The sequence below is a fragment of the Emcibacter sp. genome (genome assembly GCF_963675455.1).
GTDB lineage: Bacteria > Pseudomonadota > Alphaproteobacteria > Sphingomonadales > Emcibacteraceae > Emcibacter.
On record NZ_OY776217.1, the window covers coordinates 1038954 to 1054368 of the forward strand.

General features: G+C 50.8%; 14 protein-coding genes and 1 pseudogene. 9 read left to right on the forward strand and 6 right to left on the reverse strand.

Annotated elements, in window-relative coordinates:
• Positions 1–56: 56 nt before the first annotated feature.
• A pseudogene (locus ACORNT_RS04650) lies at positions 57–684 on the reverse strand (IS6 family transposase); the annotation flags it as partial.
• Between the two features lie 469 nt (positions 685–1153).
• On the opposite strand from ACORNT_RS04650, the gene ACORNT_RS04655 reads away from it, so the two are divergent.
• Positions 1154–1621 (forward strand): CBS domain-containing protein, encoded by a 468-nt coding sequence (locus ACORNT_RS04655; RefSeq protein WP_321395982.1) that lies wholly within the window; start codon positions 1154–1156, stop codon positions 1619–1621.
• Positions 1622–1670: 49 nt separating this feature from the next.
• Here the strand turns inward: ACORNT_RS04655 and ACORNT_RS04660 are convergent, their stop codons facing one another.
• From ACORNT_RS04660 to ACORNT_RS04670, 3 genes are all read right to left on the reverse strand, one after another.
• The gene (locus ACORNT_RS04660; RefSeq protein ID WP_321395986.1) at positions 1671–2432 is read right to left on the reverse strand and encodes a Crp/Fnr family transcriptional regulator; all 762 of its coding nucleotides are present in this window, start codon (positions 2430–2432) and stop codon (positions 1671–1673) included.
• Positions 2433–2748: 316 nt separating this feature from the next.
• Positions 2749–3147: a hypothetical protein gene (locus ACORNT_RS04665; protein WP_321395989.1), complete on the reverse strand. Its 399-nt coding sequence runs from the start codon at positions 3145–3147 to the stop codon at positions 2749–2751.
• Positions 3105–3611 carry a hypothetical protein gene (locus ACORNT_RS04670; protein ID WP_321395993.1) on the reverse strand — a complete coding sequence of 169 codons (507 nt, stop codon included), beginning with the start codon at positions 3609–3611 and terminating at the stop codon, positions 3105–3107. The genes ACORNT_RS04665 and ACORNT_RS04670 overlap by 43 nt, the downstream gene beginning before the upstream one ends.
• Before the next feature lie 509 nt (positions 3612–4120).
• Between ACORNT_RS04670 and ACORNT_RS04675 the strand changes: the two genes are divergently transcribed.
• The gene (locus tag ACORNT_RS04675) at positions 4121–5473 is read left to right on the forward strand and encodes a Na+/H+ antiporter NhaC family protein (protein ID WP_321395996.1); all 1353 of its coding nucleotides are present in this window, start codon (positions 4121–4123) and stop codon (positions 5471–5473) included.
• 31 nt (positions 5474–5504) lie between these two features.
• Here the strand turns inward: ACORNT_RS04675 and ACORNT_RS04680 are convergent, their stop codons facing one another.
• Positions 5505–5855: a VOC family protein gene (locus ACORNT_RS04680; protein WP_321395999.1), complete on the reverse strand. Its 351-nt coding sequence runs from the start codon at positions 5853–5855 to the stop codon at positions 5505–5507.
• A 168-nt stretch (positions 5856–6023) separates the two neighbouring features.
• Between ACORNT_RS04680 and ACORNT_RS04685 the strand changes: the two genes are divergently transcribed.
• The 6 genes from ACORNT_RS04685 (at position 6024) to ACORNT_RS04710 (ending at position 11877) form a co-directional block, all read left to right on the forward strand.
• The gene (locus ACORNT_RS04685) at positions 6024–7973 is read left to right on the forward strand and encodes an ATP-binding protein (RefSeq protein WP_321396002.1); all 1950 of its coding nucleotides are present in this window, start codon (positions 6024–6026) and stop codon (positions 7971–7973) included.
• Positions 7974–8125: 152 nt separating this feature from the next.
• Entirely contained in the window at positions 8126–9214 is a 1089-nt protein-coding gene (locus ACORNT_RS04690; protein WP_321396004.1) for a hypothetical protein, read from the forward strand.
• 62 nt (positions 9215–9276) lie between these two features.
• On the forward strand, positions 9277–9996 hold the full coding sequence (locus tag ACORNT_RS04695; RefSeq protein WP_321396008.1) for a LuxR family transcriptional regulator: 720 nt from the start codon (positions 9277–9279) through the stop codon (positions 9994–9996).
• Positions 9997–10158: 162 nt separating this feature from the next.
• A complete protein-coding gene (locus ACORNT_RS04700; protein ID WP_321396011.1) occupies positions 10159–10797 on the forward strand; it encodes an acyl-homoserine-lactone synthase in 639 nt (212 codons plus the stop codon).
• Positions 10797–10997, forward strand: a complete 201-nt coding sequence (locus ACORNT_RS04705; RefSeq protein ID WP_321396014.1) for a hypothetical protein — start codon at positions 10797–10799, stop codon at positions 10995–10997. Before ACORNT_RS04700 ends, ACORNT_RS04705 begins: the two co-directional genes overlap by 1 nt.
• A complete protein-coding gene (locus ACORNT_RS04710; protein ID WP_321396017.1) occupies positions 10981–11877 on the forward strand; it encodes a phytanoyl-CoA dioxygenase family protein in 897 nt (298 codons plus the stop codon). The genes ACORNT_RS04705 and ACORNT_RS04710 overlap by 17 nt, the downstream gene beginning before the upstream one ends.
• Positions 11878–11918: 41 nt before the next feature.
• Here ACORNT_RS04710 and ACORNT_RS04715 read toward each other — a convergent pair whose 3' ends face one another.
• Positions 11919–12428 carry a phosphoglycerate mutase family protein gene (locus tag ACORNT_RS04715; RefSeq protein WP_321396020.1) on the reverse strand — a complete coding sequence of 170 codons (510 nt, stop codon included), beginning with the start codon at positions 12426–12428 and terminating at the stop codon, positions 11919–11921.
• A gap of 684 nt (positions 12429–13112) precedes the next feature.
• Here ACORNT_RS04715 and ACORNT_RS04720 point away from each other — a divergent pair.
• A complete protein-coding gene (locus ACORNT_RS04720; RefSeq protein WP_321396022.1) occupies positions 13113–15374 on the forward strand; it encodes a TonB-dependent receptor in 2262 nt (753 codons plus the stop codon).
• Positions 15375–15415: the final 41 nt, after the last annotated feature.

Genomic DNA, 15415 nt, shown 5'->3' on the forward strand with positions numbered 1-15415 from the left:
TAGGCACTGTCAAGGGAAGTTGGAAATAGTCAGAGCAACTCCCGAACGGGCAGAACTTAAGCCATGAGGGATTTCCACTCAGTCAGGGAATCTGAGCGAAATGGTTTGAATATTGATCGGCGGGTGAGGTGTCGTTCTCCGTTGAAATGGTTGTAGATCTGAGCGTGGATTGAAGTGAATTTTTGGAGGGTTTCCTCTTTGCGGAATTTCAGCATAGCCTGTTCCCGTCGTCGAAAGGGCAGGTGACTATTTTCTGCCCTGTTGTTTTGTCCCTTTGTTGTGTCATGTTTGTCGGTACAACCAATTTCCCGCAAGGCAGCTTTATATGATTTCAGTCTATCCGTGACGATTAATCGGGCGCGCCCATATCGTTTCATGAGGCGTTTTAGAAGCTTCAACGCTGCTTTCCTGTTCCTTTTCTTTGTGACAATAGAGTCCAGGACTTCCCCTTCATGATCGACGGCGCGCCACAGATAATGAAGCTCTCCTCTGATTTTCACAAAGACCTCATCAAGATGCCATTTCCAGGAGGAATATTGTTGGGGAAAGCTTCTGCGTTTCTTGTCGATCTGTGAGGCGAGGGACGGATCGTTTCCACCAAAGACGAATTGTCTCATGGCTGACACCGATACCTCGTTCAAACAACAAGTCTTCCACTTGCCGAAAGGAGAGGGGATATTTCACTTAGAGCAGGATTAAGCTACTCCCCATTGGTTGGACAGTTTCGAGGCTAAATTACGCTATATTTTGCGTCTCTGGATTGTTCTATATTTATGCTGCTAGGCTTAGAAAATCGGAGTATAGGTTCAGTTGGTATCCAACCCCCGCAACCAAAACGAACAAACCCAGCCCCGTGCTGGGTTTTGTCGTTTTAGTCATGCGTCGGTCAGAATTGAACCTACGGAGAAGTAGGGTTTAACCGAAGGCGCAGCGCTGCAACGCAGCGTGAAACAGCGCCAAGGTCAGCGGAGCTAAATCCTACCCCAAAACCAATAAAACAAAGGGGCCGGGGCTTTTTAAATTGTGAGTGGGATGGGTGGACAGGAAATATTTGTCTCATAATGGGACAACCCTTGACGCCCGTCAAGGACCTCAGCCGGGCGGAAGCGCTAGGGTCAGAGTCTTCAACATCACACCTCACAGGAGATCAATTATGACTGCCACCGTCGTAAGAGAGCTGATGACCACTCATCCCGTTTTTATCAGTGAAACCGCAACACTTCAGGATGCCGCCAGGTTAATGAAAAGGATTAACTGCGGGGTACTTCCTGTCGGGTCTGAATATGATCTGGAGGGCATTATAACCGATCGGGATATAGTCATCCGGGCCCTTGCAAACGGCAGTGATATCTTTTCCAAGAGAGTGAGGGATTTCATGAGCAGGGATGTACATATCTGTCATGAAAACGATCTTCTGAGAAATGCTGCGGAACTTATGCACAGGCATAATGTCAGCCGTCTCATAGTGAAGGATTACAAGGGTAAGGTTTCCGGCATTCTTTCCTTTGGCGGGATTCTGAGAAGAGACCCGGTACAGGCGGAGCTGACAGAGGTCGTGGAACATGCCGTAGGCTGGAAGAACCGGCACCTGCCGGTCCCGAGCCAGGCGGCAGCTCGCTAGATTTATCTTTTTCTCCGCTGTTTGGGGAGGGGCATGTGATGTTTGCCAATCAGGTCTTTTGTAAATAGCAATGATTAACAAAACGATTCATTTTGATACAGTTCTGTGGACTGATCGAGCAATGCGAGCAGCATAAATGCTCCAGATGTTTGCTGTCATTGATACTTATCTGGCCATTATTTGCGCTGACCCCGTATTCTTCCAGCGCCTTGAGACTTCGTGAAAAAGTTTCCGGTTTCATGCCCAGTCGCGAGGCGAGAAGTTGCTTGTCCATCGGAAGGTTCAGCGTATTTTTTTCACTATTATGATGTGACAGCCCATTTGTATTGAAAAAGAGCTGCTGGAGATAACAGGCCACCCTTTGTTTGGCATCCATAACTGTCAGATGTTCGTTTTCCAGTTGCAACCTCTGGACGGAATGTGACAGGCTCTGCAGCAAGGCTAATGAAAAATCGGGACTTTTCTTAACGATTTTTTTCAGGGTGTTCATGGGTATTTCCACCACGGAAGACCTCTCGATTGCCCCCGCGTTTGAGGGATAACCGAACTTGTCCGTAACAAATACATCCCCAAAGAAGTCCCCCGGCCCCATCAGGGCAATAACCGTTTCATCCCCGTCGAATGTATTGTGGAATAATTTGACCCAGCCGTCTATGACGATAAAAAAACGGTCTATCGGGTCGTGCTGTAAAAAAAGATTTGATTTCTTCGGGTAATGCCTGATTGTCGCCAGTTCGGCAATTTCCGCGAGCTCTTCTTCAGCCAGATTTGCAAAAATCTCGCTTGTCCTGAGGAATGGAATAATTTTCATATGGCGGCCCCCTGTATTCACTAGTATGGATCAATACTTTCAAGATGAAACGCTGGCACTTTCTTTGATACAATATTACTCCAACTACATACTGTAGGTGTGAAATGATATATTACATAGTGCTGACAAATGTTTTTTGCAGGAGTAAAAAAAGAAATTTATAACCAACTGATATATTATCAGAATCTCTATTTTATTCTGGAGCCTATTGTATAAAAAGTAAAATCACATAGCAAAAAGCAATATGGCGCTGCTCAAGTGAAGCGAGTCTCTTTATTTTTTCAGGAAGTGGGGAGGATGGCAATAATCGGAAGCTTTAGCTATTCCGGAGTGACAGCATGTTGCCCAGTTCCCGGGCAAAGCCGAGAGAAATTTTGAGATAGGAATGTATGTCAGACAAAATCTTCCTGAGGGGATGGGACGTCGTATATTCCAAATTCAGGATCTTGATCCTTGCCCTGTGAAGCGCCCGGAACGAGGCGTAAAAATAAAGGAGTTCCTGTTGCGGCCTGTCCCCGCTCGCCAGAAAATAGACCGACAGGATTTTACGGGCTGCTTCACGCTGTCCCAGCCGTTCACATTCCATGGCCAGGAAGGCAATTTCGTCTGCCGGATCTTGCCGCCTGAGATCCTGGTTGAACTCCAGGCAGTCAATGATGACCGGTTTGGAGGTCAGGAAGATGTGTTGCGGCCGCAGATCCCCATGGCCGTCCACAATATGCTTTTTTCCACTCGCTCGGCGAGCTGACCGCACAGGGTTTCGCTTGCCAATGCTGTCTCAAGCACGGTGGTCAGTTCGAGGGCAAGATGGGCCATGAACCGGGGGCGGGCATATGAAAAGGTATCCCGGGATTGCCGGACTTTTGTACTGAAAAGCTGGATATACTCATCGGGGGCAATATCGGTTTTTGCAGCTTCAGAAAAGAAGCGATTGAGCCGTATTTCTTCCATGCAGTAATATTGCCGTTTCCTGACAGTGCTGAAGTCCAGCCCTTCGAAACAAACCTCTTTTTTCATTTTCCAGGCATACCTGTCGGTGAGGAAAACCCATGACATATGGGTCTCCAGTGTCTTAACCATACCTGTGGTTTCAGGGTAGGAGGCGCGTCTGGAGAGATAGGCGACTTTTTCCTGTTCGGTAATCTGGTCGAGATATGGTTTTTCCTGTTGCAACCTCATCCCAGTGAGCCTCCTTCATACTCATATCGTTTTTATTCTAGGTGAGCCCTTTTTGATGTTTCTTGATGTCCGTCAAGCGTCATGCAGGAAGTGTCGAAATCGGGCTGATTATTGTTGCGGGAGAAGAAAAACGGAAGATTCTGTGAGGGACCTTCCAGTTCAGGGGTTCAAAGAGTTAGCAAATTTTATAATACATGCAGGTTGTCGACGACCTCGGTGACACCGGGGGCAGGCCATACGGCGTGACAACTGGCCACGGCGCGCGGCCTATCCTCCCGCGTGGCCGGCAGAGTTATGCCCCTCCGAAGCCAACCCGGACCGCAGGAGGCAATGCGACAGGCCAATAGGAGAGTCTGGTAAACTGCCGGGTTTTCATGGATTTAGATCGCGGGGGCAACAAATTAATTTGCCAATCCCGTAGATCAGGAATAAATTCGCGGGGATCGGGGTGGCGCATTGGCCCCGGGTTTCATTAAGGCCATAAGAAAATAGTTATAAGGTGTTATCGAATGGAATACCCGACGTTACTGGTCTATTTACCAACATTTATAGTTCTTGCTCTTGCCCTCTGGAGCCATCGCGCCATTGAATCGATATTGGCCGGTGTCGTGGTCGGTGCAATTATCGTGAACCCTGGCAACCCGCTCTCCATTATCAGTGAAGGCTCATTGAAAGTGATGATGGATGATACCGTTGCCTGGGTTATCCTGGTTTGTACCTGCATGGGCAGCCTGATTGCGCTGTTGATAAGTACCGGTGTCGCAGAAGCTTTCACGCAGTCGTCCATCCGCTATATCAAAAGTAAAAAAGGGGCGCTTTATGTCACCTGGATATTGGGCATCTTTTTGTTTGTGGATGATTACCTGAATTCCCTGGCGGCGGGGGCCGCGATGCGTCAAATCACGGACAAATATAAAACGTCCCGGGAAATGCTGGCTTATATCGTGGATTCAACGGCAGCACCGGTCAGTGTCCTGATACCGATTTCGACCTGGGGGGTGTTTTTTGCGGCGCTGCTCGAAGAAAACGGACTGGCCGCCGAAGGACAGGGCATCTGGGTATATATTCAGTCAATACCCTATATGTTTTATGCATGGGCGGCCTTTTTGCTGGTCCCGTTTGTGATCTCCGGGAGGTTTCCATTAATTGGCGCGATGAAGGCGGCGGAGATGAGGGCGGCATCCGGACAATGTGTGCCGCCGGGCTTCGACAACAGCGCTGAAAGCCGACAATTAATGGGAAGAAAAATGGATGGAAAGCCCCGGGCGTGGTTATTCATTCTGCCTTTGCTGATGCTGGCGTCTTCAACAATGTATTTCGATCTGGATTTCCTGAGGGGAGTATATTTTACCCTGGCTGTTACAATTGCACTGATGGTGTTCAAGAAGGTCCTCAGTTTGCCCGAGGCCATCAATGTATGTATCGAAGGTTTTAAAATGATGATTGAGCCTTTGACCGTCCTGATCTGTGCGTTTTTGTTAAAGGAAATCAATGATCAATTGGGACTGGCTCAACAGGCGATCGAATCCCTCCGCCCTTTTGTGACGGCTGAATATTTGCCGGTGCTGATTTTCATCGTCATGGCCGCGGTATCATTTGCCACCGGTTCGAACTGGGGTGTGTTTGTGATTATCCTGCCGATTGTTGTCTCCCTCGGTCATGGTTTAGACGCCAATATGACGATCGTGATCGGGGCAACCTTGTCAGCCTCCACATTCGGCAGTCATGCGTGTTTCTATTCCGACGCGACAGTTCTCACTGCGCAGGCAAGCGGCTGTACGCCTTTTCAGCACGCCTACTCCCAGCTACCCTATGCGCTTGTTGCGGCGACATTCGCCATTATCGGATATCTGATCATCTAACCGGATAAGCCCGTCCGGCAGGCAGGTGCCGTTACTTCTCTGACCACACGGCCAGCTCGTTGCCGTTGGGGTCTTTGAAATGGAACCTGCGGCCACCGGGGAAATCATATGTCGCCTGGGTAAGTGTGCCGCCGGCATCAGAGACAGCCTGTTCTGTCTTGGCCAGATCCGATGAATAAAGCACAACCAGAACGCCGGGAGTGGTGATCCCGGCGGTTCCGGCGCCGTTGAAACCACCGTCAATGCCGGCGCCTTCGAAGCTCAGATAATCGTCGCCCCACCTGGTGAATGTCCAGCCGAACGCACGGCTGTAAAAGTCGATTGTGGCATCGCTGTTTTTCAGGGGAAACTCAATATAATTGATGCTGTTGTTTGCAGGCATGGCCCGGCCTTCCTTATGTCAGGTTTTACGCCTCCCCGGCGCGGGAGAACTGTGTTCCATATTACACTGTCTTTGACAAAAAAACATCAGCGGTAAGAATATTAACTTTTTCTAATCAATGTTATTGTAATATATTGTGATGAATGCCGTCTGCGAGGGCTGAAATTAATGGTGCATGCCGAAATTGACAAGGCGCTGGAGAGAAAAACCGAAGGAAAGCTGCCTGAAAGGATTCTGGGACGGATCCTGAAGGATGGCCGGCGTCTGCGCCTTCCACTTGCTCTGCTCTTTTCCTTCTTATTCGCCATGATCGTGTTTATCTGGGTAATGACGGATGTCCGGGGTGCCAAGGAACTTCTGACTGCGGAAACCAGCAAATTCACGAGCGAATTCCAGCGCGATTTTTCCGACGAGGTGGAAAGCGAGGCAGAGGCCATGGCTATGGCCATCAGGCCGATGCAGGAGATCGAGGCACTGAAAGGGGCCTTTCTGGCGCGTGATCGGTCCCGTCTGTATCAACTTGCCCGGCCGCTTTTAGAGCAGCTGGAGACCGACTATCAGATTTCCCATCTCTATTTTACCGGCCCTGACAGAACGAACTTCCTCCGCGTTCACAATCCCGAACAATATGGTGACGTCATTGACCGTTATACAACCCGCCAGGCGGAGCAATCGGGGAAACTGTTCGGCGGCCTGGAAATTGGCATCAATGGCGCCCTGACCCTGCGGGTGGTTATGCCCTGGAAGGACAATACCGGCCGTCTGATCGGTTATCTTGAAATGGGCAAAGAGGTGAATAATATTCTGCAGCATCTGACCAGCCGGTCAGGTCTGGTCATGATTGAAGCCTACAATAAATCCTATCTGGACAGGAACAACCTGTCCGCCTGGATGGACAAATCCGGCTACGGCGTCCTCTGGGACCGGCTGGAGGACTATGCTGTTATTGACAATTCACCTTTTGCCGGAGAGGAAAAAATTCTCGGGGGCCTTGCCAGCCCGTCCGGGGAAGCAGACCGGCTTCAGTTTGACGACCGGACCTATGAAGTGACGACGATTTCGTTACGGGATGTCAGGCAACAGGAAGTCGGAAGGTTGGCCCTGGTCCGTGATATCTCGCCTTCTCTGCGGCAATTCAGGTCGCAACTGCAGAATAATATATTCTTGTCCATTGTTTTGTTTGCGCTGGGTTTCTATCTGATCAGCAAGGTTCTCAAACTTGTGGAGCAACAGGTCACCACGGCGCTTGATCTGAGGGAGAGAATTGTACGTGAAAGAACCGAGGCGCTGCAACAGGCCAACCGGAGCCTCAGGCGGGAAGTGGGCAAACACAAGGAAACCGTAAGACAGTTACAGCATACCAAGGAGCTTGCCGAAAAAGCCAGCCGGACCAAGTCCGAGTTTCTTGCCAATATGAGTCATGAATTGCGTACGCCGCTCAATGCCATCATCGGGTTTGCCGAATTCCTGCGCAGCGATCCACGGCACAGTCTGTCCGACGTACAGGATGAACAGGTAGGATATATTCTGACCGGCGGCCATCATCTGAAGCAGTTGATCAATGACATTCTGGATCTGTCACGTATCGAGGCCGAGAAAGTGGAATTTGACTATGAAGCCGTCGATATATTTGAAATAGTGGATCAGTGTATCCGGCAGCTTAAACCCGTTGCCGGGGAACGGCAAATCGAAATCCGCCATGACCTTGATCCGGAAAAAGAGATTCTGATCTGGGTGGACGAACTGCGGTTTCGGCAGGTCGTTTTCAATCTGTTGTCCAACGCGATTAAATATAATCGCGAAAAAGGGTCCGTATTTGTATCGGCAGATTTGACTGCGGAGAAGATGCTGCGCCTGTCAGTGAAAGATACCGGCAAGGGAATCGCGGAAAAGGATCTGAGTACCCTTTTTGACATGTTCCAGAGGCTGGATAACGGGTCGATGACGTCGACAGAGGGTGCCGGTCTTGGCCTCAGCGTTTCCCGGTTGATTACGGAGCAGATGGGCGGGCGGATCGGTGTGGAAAGCGAAGTCGGCAAAGGCAGCATATTCTGGGTGGAATTCTCGCTCGCTGACGGCGTTGAACAACAGGATCTCAGGTCAGGAGAACGCGCCTGAAGTCCGGGCTTTCTGGATGTTTGCCGGCGCCGTCGAGTAGAAAAGTTCCAAATTATTGCCTGTTTTATCACAGGGAGAATGATTCCGGCTTGTCAGAGCTTGGTGTCAGCCCCATATTGTCCCCAGATTGATCAGTCAGGAGGCATATGCCCGTGCACCATAATGAGGATTTTATTGACTTGCTCAAGGTGTTGATCCGCCAGCCCAGTGTTGTGGGGGCGGAACATTCCTTTTTCCGGGTTCTGCAGCGCGAACTGGAGGAACGGGGCGCCAGGGTCAGCTGGTATAACGGCCTGCTGGTGGCGCAGGGCAGTAAACCGAATTCAGCCATGTTCTCCGCCCATATCGACCGGCATGGCCTGATCTGTACCGGCCCGAATGAGTTCCAGTATGCGGCTTTTGTGGCCGGCAACCGTTCCGATCTTCTGGGTAATTCGGTGTCGGAAAAGCTGATGATGAAAATTGTCGACCGTTTTCAGGCAACGCCGGTAATGGCCTATGAACCCTGGTCAGGTGCCTATCGTGGTTCCGGCGTAATTAACCGGGCCTATGTCTGTGAATATCGCAACAACCTGATTTTTGAAGTCGAGGGGCTTGAGCATCTGGTGGCCGGCACCCCGGTGGCGTTTACCGACCGGTTGACGGTTCGCGATGGCCTGCTGAGCGGCCAGCTTGATAACGTGCTGACGGCGGCGCATCTGGTGCATCTGTTTAGTCTGGGATTCCAGGGAACCGCCTTCTTCACCGCCCAGGAGGAAGCCGGCAGCAGCTGGCGTTATCTTCTGGAATGGTTTCGGCGTTTCGGCGGGCCAACCAACCGCCTTGTCGTGGTGGATACCAGCCCTTATCCGGACCGGTCCAGCGCCGATGCACAATCCGTTGTCCTCCGGCGACGGGACGCCAATGCGGAATTTAATCCCGAAACCATCACCATGCTGGAACAATTCTGCCACTCAAGCGACATACCCTGCAGTTTCAAGGACAGTTATATAGAAGAACAAAACCGGCTGGCGGCGAAGGAAGGGCGTGAACTTCAGTCACTGGGCAGCACCGAAATGGGCCGGATTATAGCCGCTTCGGGCGGCTTTGTTCAGGGCGCAACGCTGCAGGTGCCGACGACCGGCTATCATACCATGGAGGAATCCTGCTCCCTGAAGGCGAGCTCTGACTTCAGCAGGTTGTTAGGGAAAGTAGCCGGACTGGAAGAGGGGAATCTTGAAAAGGGCGGTAACTGGGGCTAGAATGTCTTCAGTAACAGTCATAACCCGTTGTAGGGCAATATATTGAGGGTGAAGAAAAGGAAATGCAGGAATTCGAGGTTGTCCAGGATTTTGTCTCTGCATCCGCCAGGGTTTTGTCGGAGGACGAACTCGTAGAAGCTTTCGACAAGGCCATTCAGAAGCTCGGTTTCACTCATTTTTCCTGCGCTTCCATGATGGACTACAACAATCCGGTTCCGGGATCTATTTTCATCACCAAGCTGCCCGAAAGCTGGACGTCCAGGTATCTGGACAAGAACTATCACCAGCAGGACGCTGTGCTTGATGCGGTCCAGAACAGGAACGTTCCGGTGATCTGGGAAAATATGCATGTCCGCAACCGTTTCCAGAAAAAGATCCTCAAGGAGGCTTCCGAGTGCGGGCTGAAAAACGGCATTTCGGTGCAGCTTTTTGTGCCCGGGTTTATTCCCACCACGTTCAGTGTTTCCTCTGAGGAGCAGGATTTCGACCGGGACAGTTATCTCCTTCTGCATCTGTTGTGTGTCTATTTTCATGAGGCCGTCCTCAGGGTGCGGGAGGAATCCGGCAGCCCGCAGTTCGAGAAAAAAGAGCTGACCGGCCGGGAAAAGGAATGTCTCTACTGGGCGGCGTCCGGGAAAAGTGACACGGATATTGCCGATATTCTGAGTATCAGCAAACACACGGTTCATTTCCACATCGAAAATGCCAAGCGCAAATTCAATCTGTCGACCCGGATACAAACTGTTGTCCGGGCTATTCTGAGCTGCTCCATAACCCCATAGGTAGTATTTTTTTCCGACTGCGTAATTCATGGTGGAAAGAAAAATGACCTGATTTCCAGTACTGGCAAAAACCTGCCTACCTAGGCAGGTCACATCCTCCTGTTTTTTACCCAGACTTGTCGTGCAAGCACATAATCAAGTTTACAACGGCAGGAGGATAAAATGCATGTTGATATGGTAACGCATGAGAACCGTCATCATTTTTCCAATGATTTGCATCAGATGTTCCGGCAAAGATATGACGTTTTTGAGGAGCAGATGGGCTGGAAACTCCCGATGGCAGACCATGAAAACAGAATGGAAATCGACCAGTTTGATGACAAGGATGCAGTCTACCTGCTGATCAAGGATGACGATGGTAAACTGATTGGCAGTCTGCGGTTGCTGCAGGCAAACAAGGCTCATTTGCTGTCGGAACTGTTTCCCAATCTTGTTGAAGGCGCCGTGCAGCGTGATCCCGACGTATGGGAATGTTCGCGTTTTTATGTGCTGTCAAATTCCGGCAAGGCCCAGGGCCTGAAGGCCGGCGGCGGCGCAGAACTCAGTGTCGGCATGATGGAAGCGGCGCTGATGCTGGGCATCAGCAAGATCAATGTGATCGCCAATATGAACACCCTGCCGATGATCCTCAGGTCAGGCTGGGGCACCATGCCGCTTGGCCTGCCCCAGACGGTCGGCAACGAGCAGGTTATCGCCCTGAGCATCATGGTCAATCCGGTTGGTCTGCAGATTTTACGGCAGCGCCGGAACGTGCCGGGGTCCATGCTTCGAATTATACAAAAAGAGAAGGAGGTCGCGTAATGTCTATGGAAGAAAACAAACCCCTTGGAGAGCTGTTTGCACGATTGGGATATGCGTTGCTGGAACTTTCGCCGGAAGACAGAAATATTCTGGTGGAACATTGTGTTCAGCTGGCGGAAGACATGAACAGCCAGCGGGCTACCCTGGCCCTTAAATATCCTGCACTGATGGGGGAGACGAAGAATGTCCCGGACGAATAAGATAATCCGGGAGGAGATGGAGCGGGAAGACGGGGTGCTGGATTATGTGGCCCGCCTGCGCAACAACGGCTATGTCATCATCGAGGATCTTGTGCCCGAGATTATGATCGAGCAGGTTAATCAGGAGCTGAAGCCGTCCTTTCACCAGACGCCTAATTCCGAAGGTCTTTTCTGGGGCTTTCATACCAAGAGAATGGGGCGCATTTTTTCCAAGGCGCCAACGTCCCACGGTTTGGCTACAAATCCTGTGATCCTTGGCATCATGGAGGATATTCTCGGCCCGAATTGTGAAAAAATCCAGGTCAACCTGACCCAGGCCATTCGTATTGAGCCGGGGGAGGAAGGACAGCTTCTGCACCGGGACGACGAAATGTTTCCCTGGGGTCATCCCGGCAGCGAGTTCATGATCAATGCCATGTGGGCGCTGGATGATTTCACCGCGGAGAACGGCGGGACTGTGCTGTGGCCGCGCAGTCACCTGAAACCGGTGCAGCGGGAAGTGCCGCCAGAGGAACTGGTGCAGGCGGAAATGAAACGGGGCTCTGTTCTGATCTGGCTCGGTTCTACCCAGCATGGCGGCGGCGCCAACCGGTCGCGCAAGCCACGTACCGGTCTGACCGTCAGTTACAGCCTCGGCTGGCTGCGGCAGGCGGAAAATCAGTATCTGGCTTATCCGCCGGAAGTTGCAAAACACTTTCCCGAAAAGCTGCAGGAACTGATTGGTTATAAAGTACACCGGCCAAACCTGGGCTGGTACGAAGGCCAGGAACCGGACGTTCTGTTCAATGGCCGGCCAGAAGCCCTGCCGGCTCTGGATCTTGTCCCCCGGGACATAGAACTGATGATCCAGGAATATCTTGCCGGCAAGCAGGTGGCCTGACACGACATCAATCAATTGGAATTATTTGGGGGAAGGGGGAACTAGTCCGTGTGCGGATCGCTATGATCCAGATGCAGGCGGATGGTTCCCTCTTCATTTTTTGTTATCACAAAAATCCTGTCATATTGTCCGTCCTGAAGTTCGGGAAGCTCCTGTCCGCTGAGCAGTCCGGCCAGATAAGGGGTCGTGTTGCTGTGACCGACCACCAGAATATTGCCGGGCAGGTCACGGGTTCTATCGGCAAATCCGGCAAGATCATGCGGATCATAAAAGTCCAGGGAAAGCCCCGTATTGTGGAGGGTGGGTGCCGCCGTCTCCCTGGTGCGCTTCAGGTCTGTAGAATAAACGGCGGTAAGTTTTTTATCGGCAAAATAACCGGCGTACCATTGCGCCCGCTGTCGTCCGGCCTCTGTCAGGGCCGGATCCGCCGTCCCGTCTGTCATTTTTTCCGCATGCCGGATCAAATATATTGTCTGTTCTGCCAGGACCGGTTCCAGCATGGCAATCAGCAGGAAGAATCCTGAAAGCCCGTACCTCAAAAATCTTTTCATCGTTTTTCCCCGTTTTTTGATCTGGATAAAATTGTAACACTGGTTCCTGTAAATGGCCCGGTGAATTTTAAAGGGCCGGTGATTTCAGGCAAAATTCAGGGCAAACCCGAAATAACGGACAGGGGCCCGATTATAATCTATCCGCTGGGTTATATACAACATGTTGTTATGAACGGAAATTTCTATAAATCCGGCTCCGGAACCTGAATGGTCCGGATGGGGGGACTATATATTTAGTCGGGATCAGATACTGGTTTCATGAGAAACATATCCAGAAAATACCATCGAAACAGAAAAAACTGTTACAGTACGCCAGGGTATCACAGGGGGTATGTCACTCAACTCTGCCGGGTCTGAATTTCAGTATAAGACAGGGATCCCTGTATATTAATGTGGACTAAAGTAATATATAATGTGGATTATGTTACTTTAATGGAAATCCGTTAACCATTTATCAATCTTTTCCCTATTATTTGAAGATTATAATAAAAAAAGTATAGAATTTTCAATTAAGTATTAGTTTCATATGCAAAATGATACATTTAGAATAAAAAGATTTAAAAACCTGTATCATTAGTGTATGGTGCAGTCGTTCACCGGATAATTGCTCCGTTTCATTTCCAGAATCGAGAGTAAAACGGGAACATTCGTGAGGTTGGAAACGCAACACATAGGGAGAAAGACATGTATAAGCGTTTACTACAGACTACAGCTCTTACAGCATTGGTTTTCGGCGCGACAGTGACAACACCGTCACTGGCCGAAGAAGAAACGATGATGCTGGAAGAAATTACCGTGACCGCACAGCGCCGGTCCGAAAACCTGCAGGCGGTTCCTGTGGCCGTAACAGCGCTCAGCGCCAGTGCCATTGAGAAAGCTGATATCCATACGGCGGATGATATTGCCACCCGCATTCCCAGTATGACTTTCTCGCCGTTCGCGCCGGGTCAGTCCGTGGTCAGCCTGCGTGGTATCTCATCAAATGACGATGGTGCCGGAACAGAAAACTCCGTTGCCGTGTTCATGGATGACGTTTACCTGGGCCGTATTTCCAACATGGCCTTCGAACTGTTCGATGTGGAACGCATCGAGGTTCTGCGCGGTCCGCAGGGCACCCTTTATGGTAAAAACGCCATTGGCGGCGCCATCAACGTGGTTTCCACAAAGCCGGGCCAGGATTTCCGAGCCAAGGTTAAAGCCACTGTCGGCAACTATGACCGTCAGGACTTCCAAGGCGTTGTTTCCGGACCGCTGAGCGACAGCCTGGCTGCCAAAGTGTCCTTCTCCTCCCGTCAGCGTGACGGCTGGGTTGAGAACATCATTACCGGCAACAAACTGAAAGACGAAAACGTACAGTCCGTACGCGGTCAGCTGCTGTGGACGGGTGAAAATACAGAAATCACCCTGAGCGCCGATACCATGGATATGGATCAGGCCGACATGGGCCGTATCCCGACACGCAGTAACCCGCCTCTTCCCGGAATTTATGAGGAACATATTGCTGCCGGTGGCGACTACAAGCATTCAACAAATCCGCAGGATGGGTATGCCAAAAAGAGCGCTAATGGCGTCAGCATGAAAATTGAACATGATTTCGGTGATGCCGGTACTCTGACATCTGTCAGCGCCTACCGTGACAGCGCCAATGACTGGGAAATGGATTCTACTGGTTCCCCTGCTCCTGGCGATAACATTGTCGATGAAATTCATGACTATACCAAACAGTATAGCCAGGAATTCCGTTTCGCAGGCACCATCAATGACAATATGGACTATGTTGCCGGCCTGTTTTATATGAACGAAAACACCGACCGTCAGGAAACCTTCCGTCTGGTGTTCAACGAAGATGACCGCCTGCCGAGCCTGAGCGCTGATGATGGTGAAGACTGGGTCGGCTCCTATCGTCAGGACAACACCACCGACAGTTTTGCGGCTTTTGCCCACGTGAATTATAACGTCACTGACAAACTGAAACTGGGTGTTGGTGTTCGGTATACCTACGAAGAAAAGACCATCGATAACTGGACAGAGAGTTATGGTGGTCCGTTTAGTGGATTTATCATCACAAGTGATTTCGGTACAGATATCGACAATAAGATCGGTGGCGTGCAGGCCAGCGAATCCTGGTCTGATTTCTCTCCGAAATTGACTCTGGATTATCAGATCAATGACGATACTTTAGTCTACGCCAGCGTTTCCAAAGGCTTTAAATCCGGCGGATTCGGCGCGGCACCCGAGAGTATCGCAGCAGCACAGCTTCCGCTGCAGCCGGAAATTGCCTGGAACTATGAAATCGGTTCCAAGGCCGACCTGTTTGACGGAACCCTGCGTCTGAACCTGGCGGCTTATTACACAGACTATACAGACCTGCAGTTCCAACGTTTCGGTCGGCAGCTTGACGGTGCGCAACCTGGACAGTTTTTCGGTGTATTCCGGACACGTAACGCAGCGTCTGCCGAAATCTATGGTGTAGAAGCTGAATTCACCTGGGTGCCGGTCGAAAACCTGTATATTTCTGGTAACTATTCCTACATGCATACTGAGGCTGAGTTTGTGTTCGATGCCTATTATGCAACTCCGCCGGCAACACCGGATATTCAGACTAAACCTCTGACCCGCGCGCCGGAGCACCGCTTCTACATTGCGGCCGACTATAGCCATGATGTGTCCTGGGGCGGCCAGATGTCTTACCATATCGATTACCGGTATACCGGCGATCAGCGTGGTGATGTGGTGTCTGACCTGACCATGCAGCCGTCATGGGGCGTGTCTGACGCCAATGTTTCCTGGACCAGCGAAGATGAACAGTGGGAAATTTCTCTCTGGGGTAAAAATATCTTCGATGAAGAATATATTTCCCACATCTATATCGTGGGCCCGGGTGATGTCGCGGTATATGGTGATCCTGTCATGTACGGGGCATCTGTTACCTGGCGCTTCAACTAAGCCACATAACATGATATTGTCGGGCACTTCGGTGCCCGACT

Excerpts from the sequence above, each read along its gene's own strand:
- ACORNT_RS04660 (WP_321395986.1), bottom strand. The coding sequence starts at position 2,432 with ATGAAAATTATTCCATTCCTCAGGACAAGCGAGATTTTTGCAAATCTG.
- ACORNT_RS04705 (WP_321396014.1), top strand. The coding sequence starts at position 10,797 with ATGTCTATGGAAGAAAACAAACCCCTTGGAGAGCTGTTTGCACGATTG.
- ACORNT_RS04700 (WP_321396011.1), top strand. The coding sequence starts at position 10,159 with ATGCATGTTGATATGGTAACGCATGAGAACCGTCATCATTTTTCCAAT.
- ACORNT_RS04710 (WP_321396017.1), top strand. The coding sequence starts at position 10,981 with ATGTCCCGGACGAATAAGATAATCCGGGAGGAGATGGAGCGGGAAGAC.
- ACORNT_RS04680 (WP_321395999.1), bottom strand. The coding sequence starts at position 5,855 with ATGCCTGCAAACAACAGCATCAATTATATTGAGTTTCCCCTGAAAAAC.
- ACORNT_RS04655 (WP_321395982.1), top strand. The coding sequence starts at position 1,154 with ATGACTGCCACCGTCGTAAGAGAGCTGATGACCACTCATCCCGTTTTT.
- ACORNT_RS04695 (WP_321396008.1), top strand. The coding sequence starts at position 9,277 with ATGCAGGAATTCGAGGTTGTCCAGGATTTTGTCTCTGCATCCGCCAGG.
- ACORNT_RS04670 (WP_321395993.1), bottom strand. The coding sequence starts at position 3,611 with ATGAGGTTGCAACAGGAAAAACCATATCTCGACCAGATTACCGAACAG.
- ACORNT_RS04685 (WP_321396002.1), top strand. The coding sequence starts at position 6,024 with ATGGTGCATGCCGAAATTGACAAGGCGCTGGAGAGAAAAACCGAAGGA.
- ACORNT_RS04675 (WP_321395996.1), top strand. The coding sequence starts at position 4,121 with ATGGAATACCCGACGTTACTGGTCTATTTACCAACATTTATAGTTCTT.
- ACORNT_RS04715 (WP_321396020.1), bottom strand. The coding sequence starts at position 12,428 with ATGAAAAGATTTTTGAGGTACGGGCTTTCAGGATTCTTCCTGCTGATT.
- ACORNT_RS04720 (WP_321396022.1), top strand. The coding sequence starts at position 13,113 with ATGTATAAGCGTTTACTACAGACTACAGCTCTTACAGCATTGGTTTTC.